Here is a 15490-nt window from a genome sequence, read left to right on the forward strand (position 1 = left end):
ACTCTCCACGACAACGTTTCAGGAAGAAGTACCCATGACCACCTCCGCCGCGGTCGAGCTGAGCCAGCTCGGCAAGACCTTCGCCGCCGGTGCGGTGACAGCGCTGTCGGACGTTTCGCTCACCGTCGCGGCGGGCGAATTCGTCTCGCTCATCGGACCTTCGGGCTGTGGCAAGTCCACCCTGCTGCGGATCATCGCCGACCTCGAGACCCCGAGCACCGGCACTGTGTGCGTGCACGGCAAGCTCGCGCGTCAGGCCAGGATCGACCAGGATTACGGCATCGCGTTCCAGCAGGCCGGCCTGCTCGAATGGCGCACTGTCGCAGCCAATGTCGAACTGCCACTCGAGTTGCACAAGGTACCCAAGGCGCAGCGCAAGGCACGCAGTGCCGAACTGCTCGCCATGGCGGGGCTCAGCGAGTTCGCCGACCGATATCCGGCGGAGCTGTCCGGCGGCATGCAGCAACGCGTGGCCATCGCCCGTGCGCTGGCCCGCAAACCGTCGCTGCTGCTGATGGACGAACCGTTCGGTGCGCTCGACGAGATGACCAGAGAACGCATGCAGGGCGAGTTGCTGCGCATCGCGGGGGAGACCGGCGCCGCCGTCGTGTTCGTCACCCACTCGATTCCCGAGGCGGTGTACCTGTCGGACCGGGTGGTGGTGCTGTCCGCGCGACCAGGCCGGATCAGCGACATCGTGCCGACCGGTGGCTGGGATCGTGAGGCGGGCACCGACGTACGGGCCTCCACCGAGTTCTTCGCCGCCGTCGCCGCGGTGCGCGCGGCACTGCGCGGCGAGCACACCGACACGGCCGTGGCCGGACGGGATCTGCGATGAGGACCTGGCTGCCACCGCTACTGGTCGGTGTCGTCGTCCTCGCGCTGTGGCAGGTGCTCACCGTGGTGGGGGGCGTGCCCGCGTTCCTGTTGCCTGCGCCCAGCGCGATCGCCACCCAGTTCGTCGAGAACGCGGGCCGGATCCTCGACGCGTCCCTCGCCACCGGCACGAACGCGCTGATCGGGTTCGTCGCCGGGACGGTGCTGGGCTTGGTCGCCGCCGTTCTCGCGGTGCGGTTCGCGCTGATCGACGGGTTGCTCACCCCGTTGGCCGCGGCCGCCGCCGCGGTGCCGATCGTGGCCCTGGCACCGCTGCTGAACTCGATGTACTCCACGACCACCGAGACGCCGCGACGGCTCGTCGTCACCATCGTCGTGTTCTTCCCGGTCTTCGTCAGCACCGCGCGCGGGCTGCGTCAGGTGCCCAAGGTGCAGGCCGATCTGATGAGCTCCTACGCCGCGTCGGGGTGGCAGATCACCCGCACTGTGCGCCTGCCCGCCGCGCTGCCGCACCTGTTCACCGGTTTGCGGATCGCCGCGCCCGGCGCGGTCATCGCGGCCATCATCGCCGAATACTTCGGCGGCCTGCAGAACGGGCTCGGCAGCCGGATCACGTCCGCCGCGGCCAATACCGCCTATCCGCGGGCCTGGGCCTACGTCGTCGGCGCGATGTGTGTCGGCCTCGTGTTCCTGGCCGCCGTGTTGCTGCTCGAACAACTCACCCGCCGACCCCGAACCCCGCTGCTGTCCACGATCCGATGAGGGAGATCCATCCATGAGCAAGACCGCACTCCGGCTGCGCACCGCGGTGGCGCTGGCCGCCGTGGCCGCCGCCGCGCTGACCGGCTGTAGCACCACCGACAGTGGCTCCGAGACCACCGCCGACGGCCTCACCAAGGTGACCTTGCAGCTGCAATGGTTCAAGCAGGGGCAGTTCGCGGGCTACCTGGCCGCCGTGGACCAGGGGTTCTACAAGGAACAGGGCCTGTCGGTCGAGATCCTCGACGGCGGCACCGACATCGTGCCGCAGACGGTGCTCGCCCAGGGGCAGGCCGACTACGCGGTCGCGTGGGTGCCAAAGGCCCTCGCCTCGCGCGAGGCAGGCGCCGGGATCACCGAGATCGCGCAGATCTTCCAGAAATCGGGCACCAAGCAGGTGTCGTTCAAGGCCGACAATATCGCCGGGCCCGCCGCGCTGCGCGGCAAGACTGTCGGAAACTGGGGCTACGGCAACGAATTCGAGCTCTTCGCCGGGATGACGAAGGCCGGTATCGACCCGGCCAAGGACGTGAAACTGGTCCAGCAGCAGTTCGACATGAACGCCTTCCTCGCCAAGGACATCGCCGCAGCCCAGGCCATGTCCTACAACGAGTACGCCCAGCTGCTCGAAACCAAGAACCCGGCCACCGGAAAGCTCTACACCGCAGACGATTTCAACACCATCGACTGGAACGACGAAGGTGTGGCCATGCTGCAGGACGCCCTGTGGGCCAACACCGAGAAGCTGAAGGACAGCAAGTACCAGGATCAGACGGTCAAGTTCCTGACCGCCTCGCTCAAGGGCTGGGCCTTCTGTCGTGACAACCTCGACAAGTGCCGCGACATCACCGTCGCCGCCGGCGCCACCCTTGGTGCGGGACACCAGCAGTGGCAGATCAACGAGGTGAACAAGTTGATCTGGCCCTCACCCGCGGGCATCGGCACCATCGACAAGACCGCGTGGGATCGCACGGTGTCGATCGCCAAGAACACCAAGAACGCCGAGGGCGCAACGGTTCTCACCAAAGACCCCGACTCCGACGCCTACACCACCGAGTACGTCACCAAGGCGCTCGACCAGTTGAAAGCCGCGGGCGTGGATGTCACGGGCGCGAGCTACCAGCCCGCGCAGGTCACCCCGACCGAGGGCGGTAAGTAACAGCTCCCGCACACGACGGTCCATCGGGATTCCGATGGGCCGTCGCCGTGTGCTCAGCGCGGAGTCAGCCCGACGACGACGCCGCCCTGCTGCCAGGTCTGGTAGATGTCGGCCTTGGACGGTTCGCCGTCGGCGAGGTAACCGATGCCGTTGAATTTCGCGTTCTGCTTGTTGTCGCGCGCGATCACCGCGAACAGCTCGATGACGTCCTGCTCGCCGGTGTACACCGTGGCGGTGAAGGTTTCGGGCGCGCCGCCACGCGAGACACGCACTTGCGCACCGCCCTGCAGATTCTTCACCCACGGGCGCAGCGCGGTGCCGATCAGCAAGGCGCCGTCGTGCACGGTGTAGGCCACCGGGACGTCATAGACCACGCCGGATTTGCGGCCGACCACGTGCAGGGTGGCCAGATGCTTGCCGACGATGCCCGACAGGAACGGCACCTTCAGCAGGCCGCGGATCAGGGTATTGACCTTGGCCTGATAGGAGCGGATCGGTTCCGGCCCGGTGGTGGTCGGTGTGCCGTAGGGATTCTCGGGGGATGCGGTGTCGCTCATAGTTCCAGTATCGCCACGTGTGGAGGTGCCCGCATGGCGCCTGACTACGCTGCCGATATGACATCTGGGCAGACCGAGATCTGGCACAACCCGCGCTGCACGAAGAGCCGCAATGCCACCGCGCACCTCGACGCGACCGGGGTGGAGTACACCGTGCGCCGCTACCTCGATGATCCGCCGACGGTCGAGGAACTGCGGGCGGTGCTGACGCGGCTCGGCGCCGAGCCGTGGGACATCACCCGCACCGGCGAGCAGATCGCCAAGGACCTCGGGATGGCGGGATGGGGTCGCACCGAGGCGGATCGGGAGCAGTGGCTGACCGCGCTGGCCCAGCATCCGAAGCTGATCCAGCGGCCGATCGTGCTCACCGCCGACGGTGGCGCGGTGGTGGCCCGCGACGAGGAAACACTGCGCAGCCTCGACTGATGAGTCAGCGTCGCGAGCCGTCTCCTCCGGTGAGCAGGCCGTCCAGGACCACCCGTGTGTCGGGAACGAAGGGCCACGCCGGATCACGCAGGTGCGCGCGCAGTTCGGCATCGGTCCACCACCAGCCGTCCGCGATCTCGGACGGCTGGTGGACGATCGGACCGTCGCAGCGGTACTCGTAACCGAACAGGTGACAGCGCAGCGCGCGGCCCGCCCAGTCGCCGTCCCAGGACGCGGTGGCGCGCAACGGAAGTACCGTGCCCGAGGGGACGACGATGCCGAGTTCCTCGCGGAGTTCGCGGATCGCGGTGTCGGACGGGTGCTCGCCCGCGTCGACCACGCCGCCCGCGAGGCAGTCGTGCATGCCCGCGAAGACGAGTTTGCTGTCGGTGCGCCGATGGACGTACACCCGATCGCCGTCGGCCGACCGGACCAGCACACCCGCGCTGGCGTGCCACAGTCCCTCGCGATAGACGGTGCCTCGATCGGCCTCGCCGATCACCTGCCCTTCGGCGTCGTAGACGGCGAGCAGTTCGGCCTCCGGATTCGCTGACACCGCCCGAGGGTAACCGCCGGGTGCCCGGTCCGCTGTTCACCGTTTCCGGCGCTGTGGCTTCACCCCCGGCCGAGGCGCGGAGGCTCGGGCAGCCGCGGTGATGAGCGCCTTTTCCGTGGCCGCCTCGGCGGCGAGTACGCGCCGGATCAGATACTGCTGGCCGCAGGTCCACAGGGCGTTGGTGGCGAAGTAGGTGAGCACGACGACCGGCAGGATGGCACCGCCGATGAGCGCACCAGCCGGGAACACCCACAGCGACAGGTTGCGCATGATCGTGGCCGTGCTGTTGTCCCCGACCGGCGGGGTGAGCCGGGCCGTGAAGTGCGTGGCGAGGGCGGCGATCAGCACCAGCGGGACGGCGAGGACGGCGACCGCCACGAAAACCTCGCCCGCGCCGCTGAGGGTCGCCGAGAGCGGTGCGCCGAACAACCTGGCATCGAGGAACGCGCGAACCTCGGGTGCGCCGAACAGGTAGTTCGCGGTGGCGCTGTTGACCTCGACCGGCAGTGGGCTGTCCGTCGACGTGAACGGGCCGACCGCGTAGGTGCCGGTGCGGTCGAACGAGCGCAGCACGTGGAACAGGCCGAGGAAGACGAGTCCCTGGGCGATCAGCGGGACGAATCCGGCGAACATGCTGACGTTGTGCTCGCGATGGAGCAGCCGGATCTTCTCGGCCTGGGCGCGCGGATCGTCGCGATGGGTGCGGCGAATGGCGTCCATCTGCGGTTGCAGGGAACGCAGGACTTGCTGGGACCGGGCTTGCCGGAGGGCGGTGCGCACGAGCAGTGCGCGGACGGTGACGACCAAGGCGACGACGGCGAGTAGCCACGCGAGACCGCTGGCGGGGCCGAGCGGGATCGCGAACAGCTGGTGCCAGCACCACAGGACCGCGGACACGGGAAAATAGACGAAATCGAGCATGACGGGACGACCTGTCCTGGAAGCGTGCGCGAACGCACGAAAGGGGGAGTGGGATCACGAAATCCGACAGGCGGCGCCGACGGCGCGGCACCTGTCAGTGGTGATCGATCCCCGGAGCTCGTGGACGTGGACGACCGGCGGCATCCGGATTGCTCTGTCGCAGAAAGGAACCGCGCAATCGGCGCTGCGCCGACCGCGGTGGACCCGCACACGCCAGGCGCACAGGCGGCTGACTGCGGCTGGTGATCGCGACCAGCGCGCACACCATCGCGGCGGCGACGGCACCGAACGCGAGCATGCGCGTGGCCTCACCGCCGGGCGTGGAGATGAGCACGAAGGCGGGCAGCACGCACGCGAGAACCGCGTACGCCATCACCCACGCCCGTGCCTGCATGTCGCCGAGCATACCGGGGCTGGGGGTGCGGGCGTCGCTACTGCGGCTCTGGCGCGAAGGGCGGGGTGCCGGCGCCGGTCACGCGGAGGTTGCCCCACGGGTCGCGTTCGGTGAGGTGCGCCGCGGCGGGTTCGCGGCCCGGCAGAACCAGGAAGGCGGATGCTCGCGTCGGTTCGGGGAGGGTGGTGGTCTCGGCGGGATCGAGGCGGCCGTACCAGTGGTAGCGGCCGTCGATCGGGTCGGTGTGGCCGGTGAGGGTGGCGAGGACGGGGTATTCGGCGCCGGGTAGATCCAGGACGGCGGGTCCGGCGTAGTCGTGGTCGGGCTGCCGGTCGGCGGCGACCGTGATGTCGAAGTGGTGGGGTCGCGGGCGACCGGGGCGGCGAGCGGTGTCCGGTGTCATGCCGAGCCGACGGTGATATTCGTGCTGGGCGCTGGCCCGCACTTCGATCCGGGTGCCCGATTGCCGCTGGAGGGCGCGGACCCAGGTCGCGATGAGATCGACCCGGTGTGCGGAAGACTCCGCCCGGACAACGGGTTCGGTCCCGTAGGCGAAGAACAGGTTCGGGAAGCCGCGGGTGGCGATGCCGCGAAAGGTGACCGGTGTGGGCGACCATGCTGCGTCGAGTGTCCGTGACTCGCGGCCCGTCACTCCTAGCTGCACGCCGGCAGGTTCGGCAGTCAGGATGACAACCCGCGCGTGCTCGGGCTCGATACCGGCCAGGTGGATCTGCCACCGGTCCTCGTCCTCATCGAAAACGAGTTCACTGACCTCGACCAGGCGCCGGGGAACCGGCTGATCCTCGCGATGTCGCCACCTCCGCCGTGTCGTCGAAGACGTCCGGCGCGGTCCGCCGATCGCGGAATCGGGCGGATCACCGCCTGAAACCAGTTCGTAGACAATCACATCGACAACACCGGCCGCTCGCAGCGCCCGCACGACCGCCCCGGATCCGGTGCCGATCACAGCGACGCTCACAGCAGACCCACCGCCCGCCACCGCCTCCGGCCGACCGATCCGATCAGTCCGTACTGGTCGAGGAACGCCACCAGTTCCGCGGCCCCGGCCGCCCTGGACTCGCGCGCGATCGGATTACGCATCGCGGCCCGGTGTGCCTGGCGACTGTCGAGTCCGGCGCGAAGGTACATATGCCGGTTGGTGGTCAGCGCGATGAACAGCGGTCCCGCCACCGCCACGCACAAGCGGATATAAGCGCGCTCACCAGACGACATCGCGGGCACCCGCCGCGCCAGCGCGTCCCTGGCGAAGCCGATGTGGCGCGCCTCCTCGGTGACGTGGATGCGCATGGTCCGCGCGACGATCGGCTGCAACTGCGGATCGTCGAGCATCCGGCGCTGCAGCGCGTCGAAGATCTCCTCGCCGACCAGCGCCGCCACCCACACCATCGGGCCGCGCAGCACGGCGGGCAATGCCGTGATCGCGAGCCGCGCCGTCCGACGTGGCCAGTACGGGCGGGCTTCGACGCGCTCGATGAGCTTGCCGAACATCATCATGTGCCTGCACTCGTCGGCCATCTCGGTGAGCGTGTAGTGCGAGGTCGCGGACGTGGGGTCGCCGTGGAGGAGCTCGCGAAGCAGCAGCCGGTTGAGCAGGTTCTCGAACCAGATGCCGACCGAGAGCACATTGGCCAGTTCCTGGCGCGAGAGCTCCCGCTGCTGGTCGGGTGTCATCGCGTTCCACAGGTCGGTGCCGTAGAGCGAGATGACGCGCGGGGGCAGGAACAGCTTCGCCGGGTCGAGGGGTTCTGCCCAGTCGATGTCGACCACCGGGTCATAAGATTTTCGCACCGAGCCGATCAGTAGGCGCTGGGCGAAGGAATCGCGCGGGGAGGCGGTTGCGTTGGGCATCGCGGGCTCACTCTCGGGCGGAACATGCCACGCTAGGTGTTACAGCGTGTATCACCAAGGTTAATGGAACGCTGTGTAACAGTCAATATCGGCACGGGTATCCTTAGCACTGTGACTGCACCATCCGCGCACGCCGACCAGACCGCAGCCGACGGTCGCGCTACCCGTTGGCACGGCCATAAAGAGCGCCGTCGTGCGGAGATGATCGATGCCGCCATCGAGGTGATCGAGGAACACGGGCTCGAGATCTCGGTGCAGTTGATTGCCGAACACCTGGCACTGCCGCGGCCGGTGGTCTACCGCCATGTCGGCGGCAGGGCCGAACTCGACGCGCTGTCGCGACAGCGGATCCTGGAACTGCTGCTCGCGGAGCTGCTGCCCGCTCTGCAGTCCGACGGCACGCTCAAAGACGCCGTACGCGGCGCCGTCGCCACCTACCTCGGCTGGATCGAACGCCACCCGAACCTGCACCGCTTCCTCGGCGACGCGGCACCACAGGGCGCGCCGAGTCTCAGCGGCGCCGGGCGCGCGGTGGGTGGCCAGCTCGCCGATATCTTCGCGGCCACCCTGGCCCGGTTCGGTATCGACCCGGCGCGCGGGCGGCCGATGGCGTTCGGCATGGTCGGTCTCGTCGACGGTGTGGTGGCGAATTGGCGCGCGGATCCGGAGCCCGTGCTCACCACCGAGCAGGTGCAGGGCATTCTGACCGAGTCGGTGCTGTCGCTGTTCGAGGGCAACGCCCGCAGTCTCGGCGTTCCGCTGCAGCGGGATTCGCTGGTCTCCGACCTGCTCATCGCGCCGGACGCGGCACCGCCGCCCGCCGAGCGGCTGCGCTGACTCAGCCTGCCAGTGCGCGATAGGTTCGATTCCACAGCCACTCCACCGGTCCGCGCTCGAACCTGCGTAACCACAGGTGGGCGAAGGTGATGATCGCGACGGCGACGAGCAGGTAGATCGCCACGGTGAACGGCACCCTGGCCGAATCCGATACCCGCGCCGCCAGGCCGAAACCCCAGCCGTAGCACAGCATTCCGGCGATCAGGTTCTGCAGGATGTAGCAGCTGAGGGCTGTGCGGCCGACCTCGCTCAGTCGTTCGCCCGCGAACCCGAGGTGCGGCCTGCGCAGGTAGAACTCGGCGACCGCCGCCAAGATTCCGAGGGCGACGAACGGTGCCGTTCCGTACCGCGTGAAGAAGACGAGGTCGCCGCCGCCCGCGATGCCGACCGCCAGATCCAGCGGCGCGGCCACCGCGAACCCGATCACCATGAGCCACCGGCGAATTCGTGCGCCCTCGGGCCGGAACACGCCCGCGCGGAACAGTCGCGCGCCGACCAGGAACAGCGCGATCGACATCGGGAACACGAAGACCGTCTCCAGCCGGAAGATCAGCGCGTTGTCGATCCGGAACAGCACCAGATCCCAGAAGGAACCGTCCGCGTAGGGATTCGGGTCCAGCGGTGCCGAGTCGGCGCTCTCCTCTTGTGGTGCGAAGGCCCAGGCGGCGGCGATCAACGTCAACATCGTCACGTGGACCGAGGCGGCGACGATCAGCCAACGGCGTTGTGCTCGTTCGCTTGTCGCGAGTACGTACGCGACGACGAGGCCGGTCAGCGCGTAACCCATCAGCACATCGAACTCCGCGACGAGCAGAAAGTTCAGTAGGCCGTCCAGGAGCAGCAGCCCCGCGCGGTAGGGGTATTTGCCGGGCCACGGCCGGCCTCCCCGCTGCGCCGAACCCTGCTGGATGGCCAGCCCGATCCCGAACATCACCGTCAGCAGGCCGAGGAATTTGCCCTGCGCGAGCTGCTGGAGCACCCTTTCGGACCACATCCAGGCGTTCTCGGGGGTCGCGCCGAGCTCGTCGAGGTAGCCGACCATGCCGGCGGAGTTGGTGAAGATCCAGATATTGGTACCGAGGGTGCCCAGGATCGCGATGCCGCGCAGCACATCCAGCGCGATCATGCGAGCGGGCCGGGGCGTGGCGGGCGCTTCGGTGGCGGGGGCGACGGCGTCGGTCATGCACCGAGTATCGGCGCGAGAACCCGCCCAGCGGATCGCTCACGAGGACGATCTCCTGGTCCCCCTCTTGGGGGACGTTCCTGGCCTCCAGGCAGCCCGCTGGGCCGAGATGCGGGTGTGGGTCCGGCGCGTCGCCTAGGCGTACCTCCGCATTCGCTCCGGCCGTGCGCGAGCGACTTAGGACCGCTGCGCGGCGGCACCCATTAGGCTCGTCAGCATGCAGCGCATCATCGGAATCGAGGTCGAATACGGCATCTCGACCCCCACGGAGCCGACGGCCAACCCGATTCTCACCTCCACGCAGGCCGTTCTCGCCTACGCCGCCGCCGCGGGAGTGCCGCGAGCCAAGCGGACCCGGTGGGACTACGAGGTGGAATCCCCGCTGCGTGACGCGCGTGGATTCGACCTGAGCCGGATGAGCGGGCCAGCGCCGGTCATCGACGCCGACGAGGTCGGCGCGGCGAACATGATCCTCACCAACGGCGCCCGGCTCTACGTCGACCACGCTCACCCGGAGTACTCCGCCCCCGAGGTCGTCGACCCGCTCGACGCGGTCATCTGGGACAAAGCGGGCGAGCGGGTGATGGAGGCGGCCGCCCGGCATGCCTCGAGCGTGCCAGGGGCGCCCCGGCTGCAGCTGTACAAGAACAATGTCGACGGCAAGGGCGCTTCCTACGGCACCCACGAGAACTACTTGATGAGCCGCGACACCCCGTTCAGTCACATCATCGCGGGCCTGACGCCGTTCTTCGTCTCCCGCCAGGTGATCTGCGGTGCGGGCCGGGTCGGCATCGGCCAGTCCGGTGACCACGCCGGTTTCCAGCTGTCCCAGCGTGCCGACTACATCGAGGTCGAGGTCGGCCTGGAGACCACGCTCAAGCGCGGCATCATCAACACCCGCGACGAGCCGCACGCCGACGCCGACAAGTACCGGCGACTACACGTGATCATCGGCGACGCCAATCTCGCCGAGATGTCGACCTACCTCAAGGTCGGCACCACCGCGCTGGTGCTCGACATGATCGAGGGCGGCGAGGACCTCTCGGAGTTCCAGCTGGCCCGCCCGGTCACCGCCGTGCACCAGATCAGCCACGACCCGACGCTGCGCGCCACCGTCGCCCTTGTCGACGGCCGCGAGCTGACCGGCCTTGCGCTGCAACGGCTCTACCACGAGCGGGCGGCCAAGTTCGTCCACCGCGAAGGCAACGACGACCCGCGCGTGCTCGACATCCTCGACAACTGGGCGATGGTCCTCGACCTGCTCGAGCGCGACCCGATGGAAGCCGCGCACCTGCTCGACTGGCCTGCCAAACTGCGCCTGCTCGAGGGCATGCGCACCCGTGAGGGCCTCGGCTGGGCCGCGCCGAAGCTGCACCTGATGGACCTGCAGTACTCCGATGTGCGCCTGGACAAGGGGCTCTACAACCGTCTGGTCGCGCGCGGGTCGATGAAGCGGCTCGTCAGCGAACAGCAGGTGCTCGACGCGATGACCAATCCGCCCACCGACACCCGCGCCTACTTCCGCGGTGAGTGCCTGCGCCGTTTCGGCGCCGATATCGCCGCCGCCAGTTGGGATTCGGTGATCTTCGATCTCGGTGGTGATTCGCTGGTGCGGATCCCCACGCTGGAACCGCGCCGTGGCACGAAAGCGCACGTCGGCAAGCTGCTCGACGCCTCGCGCACGGCCGCGGAACTGGTCGATCAGCTTACCCACTGACGCGATCAGCGGCACGACCGCGCGACAATCCGATCGCTATCGACCACCTTGTCGGATCGGCTCGGTAGGGTTGTAGGACATACACGATCATCGTGATGAGGAAGAGGAGGTCGGCTGCCATGGCACAAGAGCAGACCAAGCGCGCCGGGGGTGGCGACGAGGACGAGGGCCCCGAGGGCGTCGACGCGGCAGGGCAGGAACGCCGCGAGAAGCTCGCGGAGGAAACCGACGACTTGCTCGATGAGATCGATGACGTGCTCGAAGAGAACGCCGAGGACTTCGTGCGGGCATATGTGCAGAAGGGCGGCCAGTGACCTCAGGTGACCCCTTGCGCCTCCACGCGGGGCGGGCTCTCTCCTCGTTCACCGAACATCTCCGCATGCACGCACCGGACCTGTTGCCCGCCAACAAGTTCCCGGCCTCGGATCTGACCGCGACGAAGGACCTGGCGCCACACGGCACCACCATCGTCGCGGTCACCTACCGTGGCGGCGTGCTGATCGCGGGCGACCGCAGGGCCACCATGGGCAACCTGCTCGCCAGCCGCGACACCGAGAAGGTGTACATCACCGACACCTTCTCGGCGGCCGGCATCGCGGGCACCGCGGGCATCGCGATCGAAATGGTTCGGCTGTTCGCGGTGGAGCTGGAGTATTACGAGAAGATCGAAGGCGTACCGCTCACCTTCGACGGTAAAGCCAACAAGCTGTCGAAGATGGTTCGCGACAATCTGCCTGCCGCCATGCAGGGATTGGCCGCGATCCCGCTGCTGGTCGGTTTCGACGACCAGATCCTCGACCTCGACCGATCCGGCCGCATCGTGTCCTACGACGTGGTCGGCGGGCGCAGCGAGGAGCGATTCGGCTACACCGCCGTCGGCTCCGGTTCGATGTTCGCGAAGTCGTCGCTGAAGAAGCTCTACCAGCGCGGCATCGATCAGGACCGGGCTCTGCGGATCGCGGTGGAATCGCTGTTCGACGCCGCCGACGACGACACCGCCACCGGTGGTCCCGACATGCTGCGCGGGATCTACCCGACAGCGGTGGTGATCGACGCCGATGGTGCGGCCGAGATCGGCGAGGACCTCCTCGCCGAGATCGCCCGCGGTGTGATCGCCGACCGGGAAGCCGCGGAAGAAGGGGGCGCCGTCCTATGACGCTGCCGTATTACGCCTCGGCCGAGCAGATCATGCGCGACAAGACCGAGCTCGCCCGCAAGGGCATCGGTCGCGGTCGCAGCGTGGTGGTGCTGGTCTACGCCGACGGCGTGCTGTTCGTCGCCGAGAACCCCTCGGCGACGTTGCACAAGGTCAGCGAGCTCTACGACCGTATCGGGTTCGCCGCGGTCGGCAAGTACAACGAGTTCGAGGCCCTGCGCCGCGGCGGCATCCTGCAGGCCGACCTCAAGGGTTACCAGTACGACCGGCGCGATGTCACCGGGCGTGGGCTGGCCAACCTGTACGCGCAGAGTCTGGGTTCGATCTTCACCGATCAGCTCAAGCCCTACGAGGTGGAGCTGTGTGTCGCCGAAGTCGGCTATCCGGAACAGGCGCCGACCTCGGTGCTGTACCGGATCACCTTCGACGGGTCCATCGTCGACGAACGCGAGTACGTCGTCATGGGCGGCACCACCGAGCCGATCCTGACCCAGCTCAAGGCCGCCTACAAGCCGGGTCTGTCGCTGGACGACGCGTTGAAGGTGGCGATCGGCGCACTGCTGGCCGGTCAGCCCGAGGCCGACAAGGACAAGCGCTCGCTCGGTGAGGCCTCGCTCGAGGTGGCCACGCTCGAGCAGCAGCGTCCGCGCCGGGCGTTCCGCAGGCTGCAGGGCGCCGCCCTGGAGTCGGCGCTCGCCGCGTCCAAGCCCAAACCGGTCAAAGAGGCGAAGCTGCCCGAGCCCGAGGACGACGCGGGGAAATAACCCACCGTCACGATCATGATCGGGCCTGCGAATCACTGCGGTTCGCAGGCCCGATCTCGTCGTGTGCGCGGGGGTCGTTCGCTGTCCGAATCGTTGTGAACACGTATGCGAATGGGATGTCAGGAGCGCCGCGCGGGCACTGGTCATGGCTGTAGTGTCGATAGTGTGCAGCGACGAATCATGGGGATCGAGACCGAGTTCGGTGTGACATGCACCTTCCACGGTCACCGTCGGCTGTCCCCCGACGAGGTAGCCCGGTACTTGTTCCGCCGGGTGGTGTCCTGGGGCCGTAGCTCCAATGTCTTCCTTCGCAACGGTGCCAGGTTGTACCTCGACGTCGGATCGCATCCCGAGTACGCCACCGCCGAATGCGACAGCCTGGTGCAGTTGGTCACCCACGACCGGGCGGGCGAGCGGGTATTGGAAGACCTGCTCATAGACGCCGAACAGCGCCTCGCCGAAGAAGGTATCGGCGGCGACATCTACCTGTTCAAGAACAATACCGACTCCGCGGGCAACTCCTACGGCTGCCACGAGAACTTCCTCGTGGTCCGGGCAGGCGAGTTCTCCCGGATCTCCGATGTGCTGCTCCCGTTCCTGGTCACCCGCCAGCTCATCTGTGGTGCGGGCAAGGTGCTGCAGACGCCGAAGGCCGCCACGTTCTGCCTGTCGCAGCGCGCCGAGCACATCTGGGAGGGCGTCTCCTCGGCGACCACCCGCTCGCGCCCGATCATCAACACCCGCGACGAACCGCATGCCGACGCCGAGAAGTACCGGCGCCTGCACGTGATCGTCGGTGACTCCAATATGGCCGAGCCGACCACCATGCTCAAGGTGGGTACGGCGTCGCTGGTGCTGGAGATGATCGAGGCGGGGGTGTCGTTCCGCGATTTCGCCCTCGACAACCCGATACGGGCCATTCGCGAGGTCAGCCACGATCTCACCGGTCGTCGTCCCGTGCGCCTGGCCGGTGGACGTCAGGCCAGTGCGCTCGAGATCCAGCGCGAGTACTACGCCCGCGCGGTGGAGCACCTGCGCAACCGCGACCGCGATCCGCAGGTCGACGCGGTGGTGGATCTGTGGGGTCGCACCCTCGACGCGGTCGAGGCGCAGGACTTCGCCAAGGTCGACACCGAGATCGACTGGGTGATCAAGCGCAAGCTGTTCCAGCGCTACCAGGACCGCTACAGCATGGAGATGTCGGATCCCAAGATCGCCCAGCTGGATCTGGCCTACCACGACATCAAGCGTGGTCGCGGTGTCTTCGACCTGCTCCAGCGCAAGGGTCTGGCCAAGCGGATCACCGAGGACGACGCCGTCGACGCCGCGGTGGACACCCCGCCGCAGACCACCCGGGCCAAGCTGCGCGGTGACTTCATCACCGCCGCGCAGGAAGCGGGCCGCGATTTCACCGTCGACTGGGTGCACCTCAAGCTGAACGATCAGGCGCAGCGCACGGTGCTGTGCAAGGATCCGTTCCGATCGGTCGACGAGCGCGTCGACCGGCTGATCGCCTCGATGTAGGCGAACCCCTCAGACGGGGGGACCGACGACGGAACCGGTGGCGCATGGGAGCGATTGCGTAGGCGCCACCGGTTTCGTCGTGTGTAGGGCCGCTCAGTCCGCGGTGACGACCGTCGCGTAGGTGGCGGTCAGGCCGGCGATGAACGCGGTGAGCGCCAATTCGAAACTGTCGTCATCGATTTCGTCGGCGATCGCGCGCAGCAGATGGGCCTGGTTCAGGTGCGGGTACCGGTCGCGGTAGACCTGCACATCGTCGGCGAAGCCTCCGGCGAAGGAGCCCACTGTCGAACCCATGACCAGGTAGCGCGTGGCCGCACCGATCATGGTGGCGTAGCGCGGTGGCCAGCCCGCGCCGACCAGGCCGCCGTGTACCGCGTCGGCGGCGCGGAGGTTCTCGGCTCGGCGGCCGGGACCCGTTGCCAGGTAGGGCACGAAATTCGGGTGCGTAGCCAGTGCTGTGCGGTAGCTGCGCGCCCAGTCCGCGAGTGCTCGATCCCAGCTCACGGTGTCGAAGGCCGAGGTGTCGACGAGGCTCATGATGCCGGTGGCGATGTCGTCGAAGAGATCGTCCTTGTTCGGGTAGTGGCCGTAGAGCGAGGCGGCCTGCACGCCGAGTTCGGCGCCCAGTTTGCGCATGGAGACCTCGGCGAGCCCGTCGCGGTCGATGAGCACCAGCGCGGCGTCGCGAATTCGCTCGCGGCTCAACAGCGGTACGCGCGGCCTCGCCATGCGGCCCTCCATCTCTCGTCGGGGAATCGAACGGTATCACCGATGCCGAAATGACCCTTGATTAACCGAACAGCGTTAGGATACGGTGCCCGAGTAAACCTA

General features: G+C 67.9%; 18 protein-coding genes. 10 read left to right on the forward strand and 8 right to left on the reverse strand.

Translation table 11 applies throughout. The annotated features are described in order from the left end of the window. Nucleotides 1-34: 34 nt before the first annotated feature. The 3 genes from ACFWPK_RS25050 to ACFWPK_RS25060 are packed head-to-tail and all read left to right on the forward strand — an operon-like array spanning nucleotide 35 to nucleotide 2755. Nucleotides 35-838 carry an ABC transporter ATP-binding protein gene (locus tag ACFWPK_RS25050; RefSeq protein ID WP_378919642.1) on the forward strand — a complete coding sequence of 268 codons (804 nt, stop codon included), beginning with the start codon at nucleotides 35-37 and terminating at the stop codon, nucleotides 836-838. Then, on the forward strand, nucleotides 835-1599 hold the full coding sequence (locus tag ACFWPK_RS25055; RefSeq protein ID WP_378919644.1) for an ABC transporter permease: 765 nt from the start codon (nucleotides 835-837) through the stop codon (nucleotides 1597-1599). The genes ACFWPK_RS25050 and ACFWPK_RS25055 overlap by 4 nt, the downstream gene beginning before the upstream one ends. 13 nt (nucleotides 1600-1612) lie before the next feature. After that, nucleotides 1613-2755 carry an ABC transporter substrate-binding protein gene (locus ACFWPK_RS25060; RefSeq protein WP_378919646.1) on the forward strand — a complete coding sequence of 381 codons (1143 nt, stop codon included), beginning with the start codon at nucleotides 1613-1615 and terminating at the stop codon, nucleotides 2753-2755. 53 nt (nucleotides 2756-2808) lie between these two features. On the opposite strand, the gene ACFWPK_RS25065 is transcribed toward ACFWPK_RS25060, so the two are convergent. Then, on the reverse strand, nucleotides 2809-3312 hold the full coding sequence (locus ACFWPK_RS25065; protein WP_378919647.1) for a nitroreductase/quinone reductase family protein: 504 nt from the start codon (nucleotides 3310-3312) through the stop codon (nucleotides 2809-2811). A gap of 57 nt (nucleotides 3313-3369) precedes the next feature. Here ACFWPK_RS25065 and ACFWPK_RS25070 point away from each other — a divergent pair, with 57 nt between their 5' ends. Continuing rightward, a complete protein-coding gene (locus ACFWPK_RS25070; protein ID WP_378919649.1) occupies nucleotides 3370-3738 on the forward strand; it encodes an arsenate reductase family protein in 369 nt (122 codons plus the stop codon). Between the two features lie 4 nt (nucleotides 3739-3742). Here ACFWPK_RS25070 and ACFWPK_RS25075 read toward each other — a convergent pair whose 3' ends face one another. The 5 genes from ACFWPK_RS25075 to ACFWPK_RS25095 form a co-directional block, all read right to left on the reverse strand. Further along, complete coding sequence (locus tag ACFWPK_RS25075; protein ID WP_378919651.1) at nucleotides 3743-4294, reverse strand: NUDIX domain-containing protein; 552 nt, start codon at nucleotides 4292-4294, stop codon at nucleotides 3743-3745. Nucleotides 4295-4330: 36 nt separating this feature from the next. Continuing rightward, complete coding sequence (gene yidC / locus ACFWPK_RS25080; protein ID WP_378919653.1) at nucleotides 4331-5215, reverse strand: membrane protein insertase YidC; 885 nt, start codon at nucleotides 5213-5215, stop codon at nucleotides 4331-4333. A gap of 94 nt (nucleotides 5216-5309) precedes the next feature. Then, nucleotides 5310-5609 (reverse strand): DUF6412 domain-containing protein, encoded by a 300-nt coding sequence (locus ACFWPK_RS25085; protein ID WP_378919655.1) that lies wholly within the window; start codon nucleotides 5607-5609, stop codon nucleotides 5310-5312. A gap of 37 nt (nucleotides 5610-5646) precedes the next feature. After that, the gene (locus ACFWPK_RS25090; RefSeq protein ID WP_378919657.1) at nucleotides 5647-6588 is read right to left on the reverse strand and encodes a DUF4873 domain-containing protein; all 942 of its coding nucleotides are present in this window, start codon (nucleotides 6586-6588) and stop codon (nucleotides 5647-5649) included. Then, nucleotides 6585-7478, reverse strand: coding sequence for a diiron oxygenase (locus tag ACFWPK_RS25095; protein WP_378919659.1), 894 nt, complete (start codon nucleotides 7476-7478; stop codon nucleotides 6585-6587). Before ACFWPK_RS25095 ends, ACFWPK_RS25090 begins: the two co-directional genes overlap by 4 nt. A gap of 111 nt (nucleotides 7479-7589) precedes the next feature. Between ACFWPK_RS25095 and ACFWPK_RS25100 the strand changes: the two genes are divergently transcribed. Continuing rightward, the gene (locus ACFWPK_RS25100) at nucleotides 7590-8315 is read left to right on the forward strand and encodes a TetR/AcrR family transcriptional regulator (protein WP_378919660.1); all 726 of its coding nucleotides are present in this window, start codon (nucleotides 7590-7592) and stop codon (nucleotides 8313-8315) included. Between the two features lies 1 nt (nucleotide 8316). Here the strand turns inward: ACFWPK_RS25100 and ACFWPK_RS25105 are convergent, their stop codons facing one another. Continuing rightward, on the reverse strand, nucleotides 8317-9498 hold the full coding sequence (locus tag ACFWPK_RS25105; RefSeq protein ID WP_378919662.1) for a DUF418 domain-containing protein: 1182 nt from the start codon (nucleotides 9496-9498) through the stop codon (nucleotides 8317-8319). A 217-nt stretch (nucleotides 9499-9715) separates the two neighbouring features. On the opposite strand from ACFWPK_RS25105, the gene dop reads away from it, so the two are divergent. From dop to pafA, 5 genes are all read left to right on the forward strand, one after another. Continuing rightward, nucleotides 9716-11215 carry a depupylase/deamidase Dop gene (gene dop, locus ACFWPK_RS25110; RefSeq protein WP_378919664.1) on the forward strand — a complete coding sequence of 500 codons (1500 nt, stop codon included), beginning with the start codon at nucleotides 9716-9718 and terminating at the stop codon, nucleotides 11213-11215. Between the two features lie 119 nt (nucleotides 11216-11334). Continuing rightward, nucleotides 11335-11529 carry a ubiquitin-like protein Pup gene (locus ACFWPK_RS25115; RefSeq protein ID WP_019047503.1) on the forward strand — a complete coding sequence of 65 codons (195 nt, stop codon included), beginning with the start codon at nucleotides 11335-11337 and terminating at the stop codon, nucleotides 11527-11529. 65 nt (nucleotides 11530-11594) lie between these two features. Continuing rightward, nucleotides 11595-12371 (forward strand): proteasome subunit beta, encoded by a 777-nt coding sequence (prcB, locus tag ACFWPK_RS25120; RefSeq protein WP_378919666.1) that lies wholly within the window; start codon nucleotides 11595-11597, stop codon nucleotides 12369-12371. Continuing rightward, nucleotides 12368-13135, forward strand: a complete 768-nt coding sequence (prcA, locus tag ACFWPK_RS25125; protein ID WP_378919668.1) for a proteasome subunit alpha — start codon at nucleotides 12368-12370, stop codon at nucleotides 13133-13135. Before prcB ends, prcA begins: the two co-directional genes overlap by 4 nt. A 165-nt stretch (nucleotides 13136-13300) precedes the next feature. Further along, nucleotides 13301-14659: a Pup--protein ligase gene (pafA, locus tag ACFWPK_RS25130; protein ID WP_194824832.1), complete on the forward strand. Its 1359-nt coding sequence runs from the start codon at nucleotides 13301-13303 to the stop codon at nucleotides 14657-14659. 93 nt (nucleotides 14660-14752) lie between these two features. Here pafA and ACFWPK_RS25135 read toward each other — a convergent pair whose 3' ends face one another. Further along, nucleotides 14753-15388 (reverse strand): TetR/AcrR family transcriptional regulator, encoded by a 636-nt coding sequence (locus ACFWPK_RS25135; protein WP_378919670.1) that lies wholly within the window; start codon nucleotides 15386-15388, stop codon nucleotides 14753-14755. Between the last annotated feature and the right edge of the window lie 102 nt (nucleotides 15389-15490).

The organism is Nocardia sp. NPDC058519, assembly GCF_042719755.1.
In the GTDB taxonomy this organism is placed as follows: domain Bacteria; phylum Actinomycetota; class Actinomycetes; order Mycobacteriales; family Mycobacteriaceae; genus Nocardia.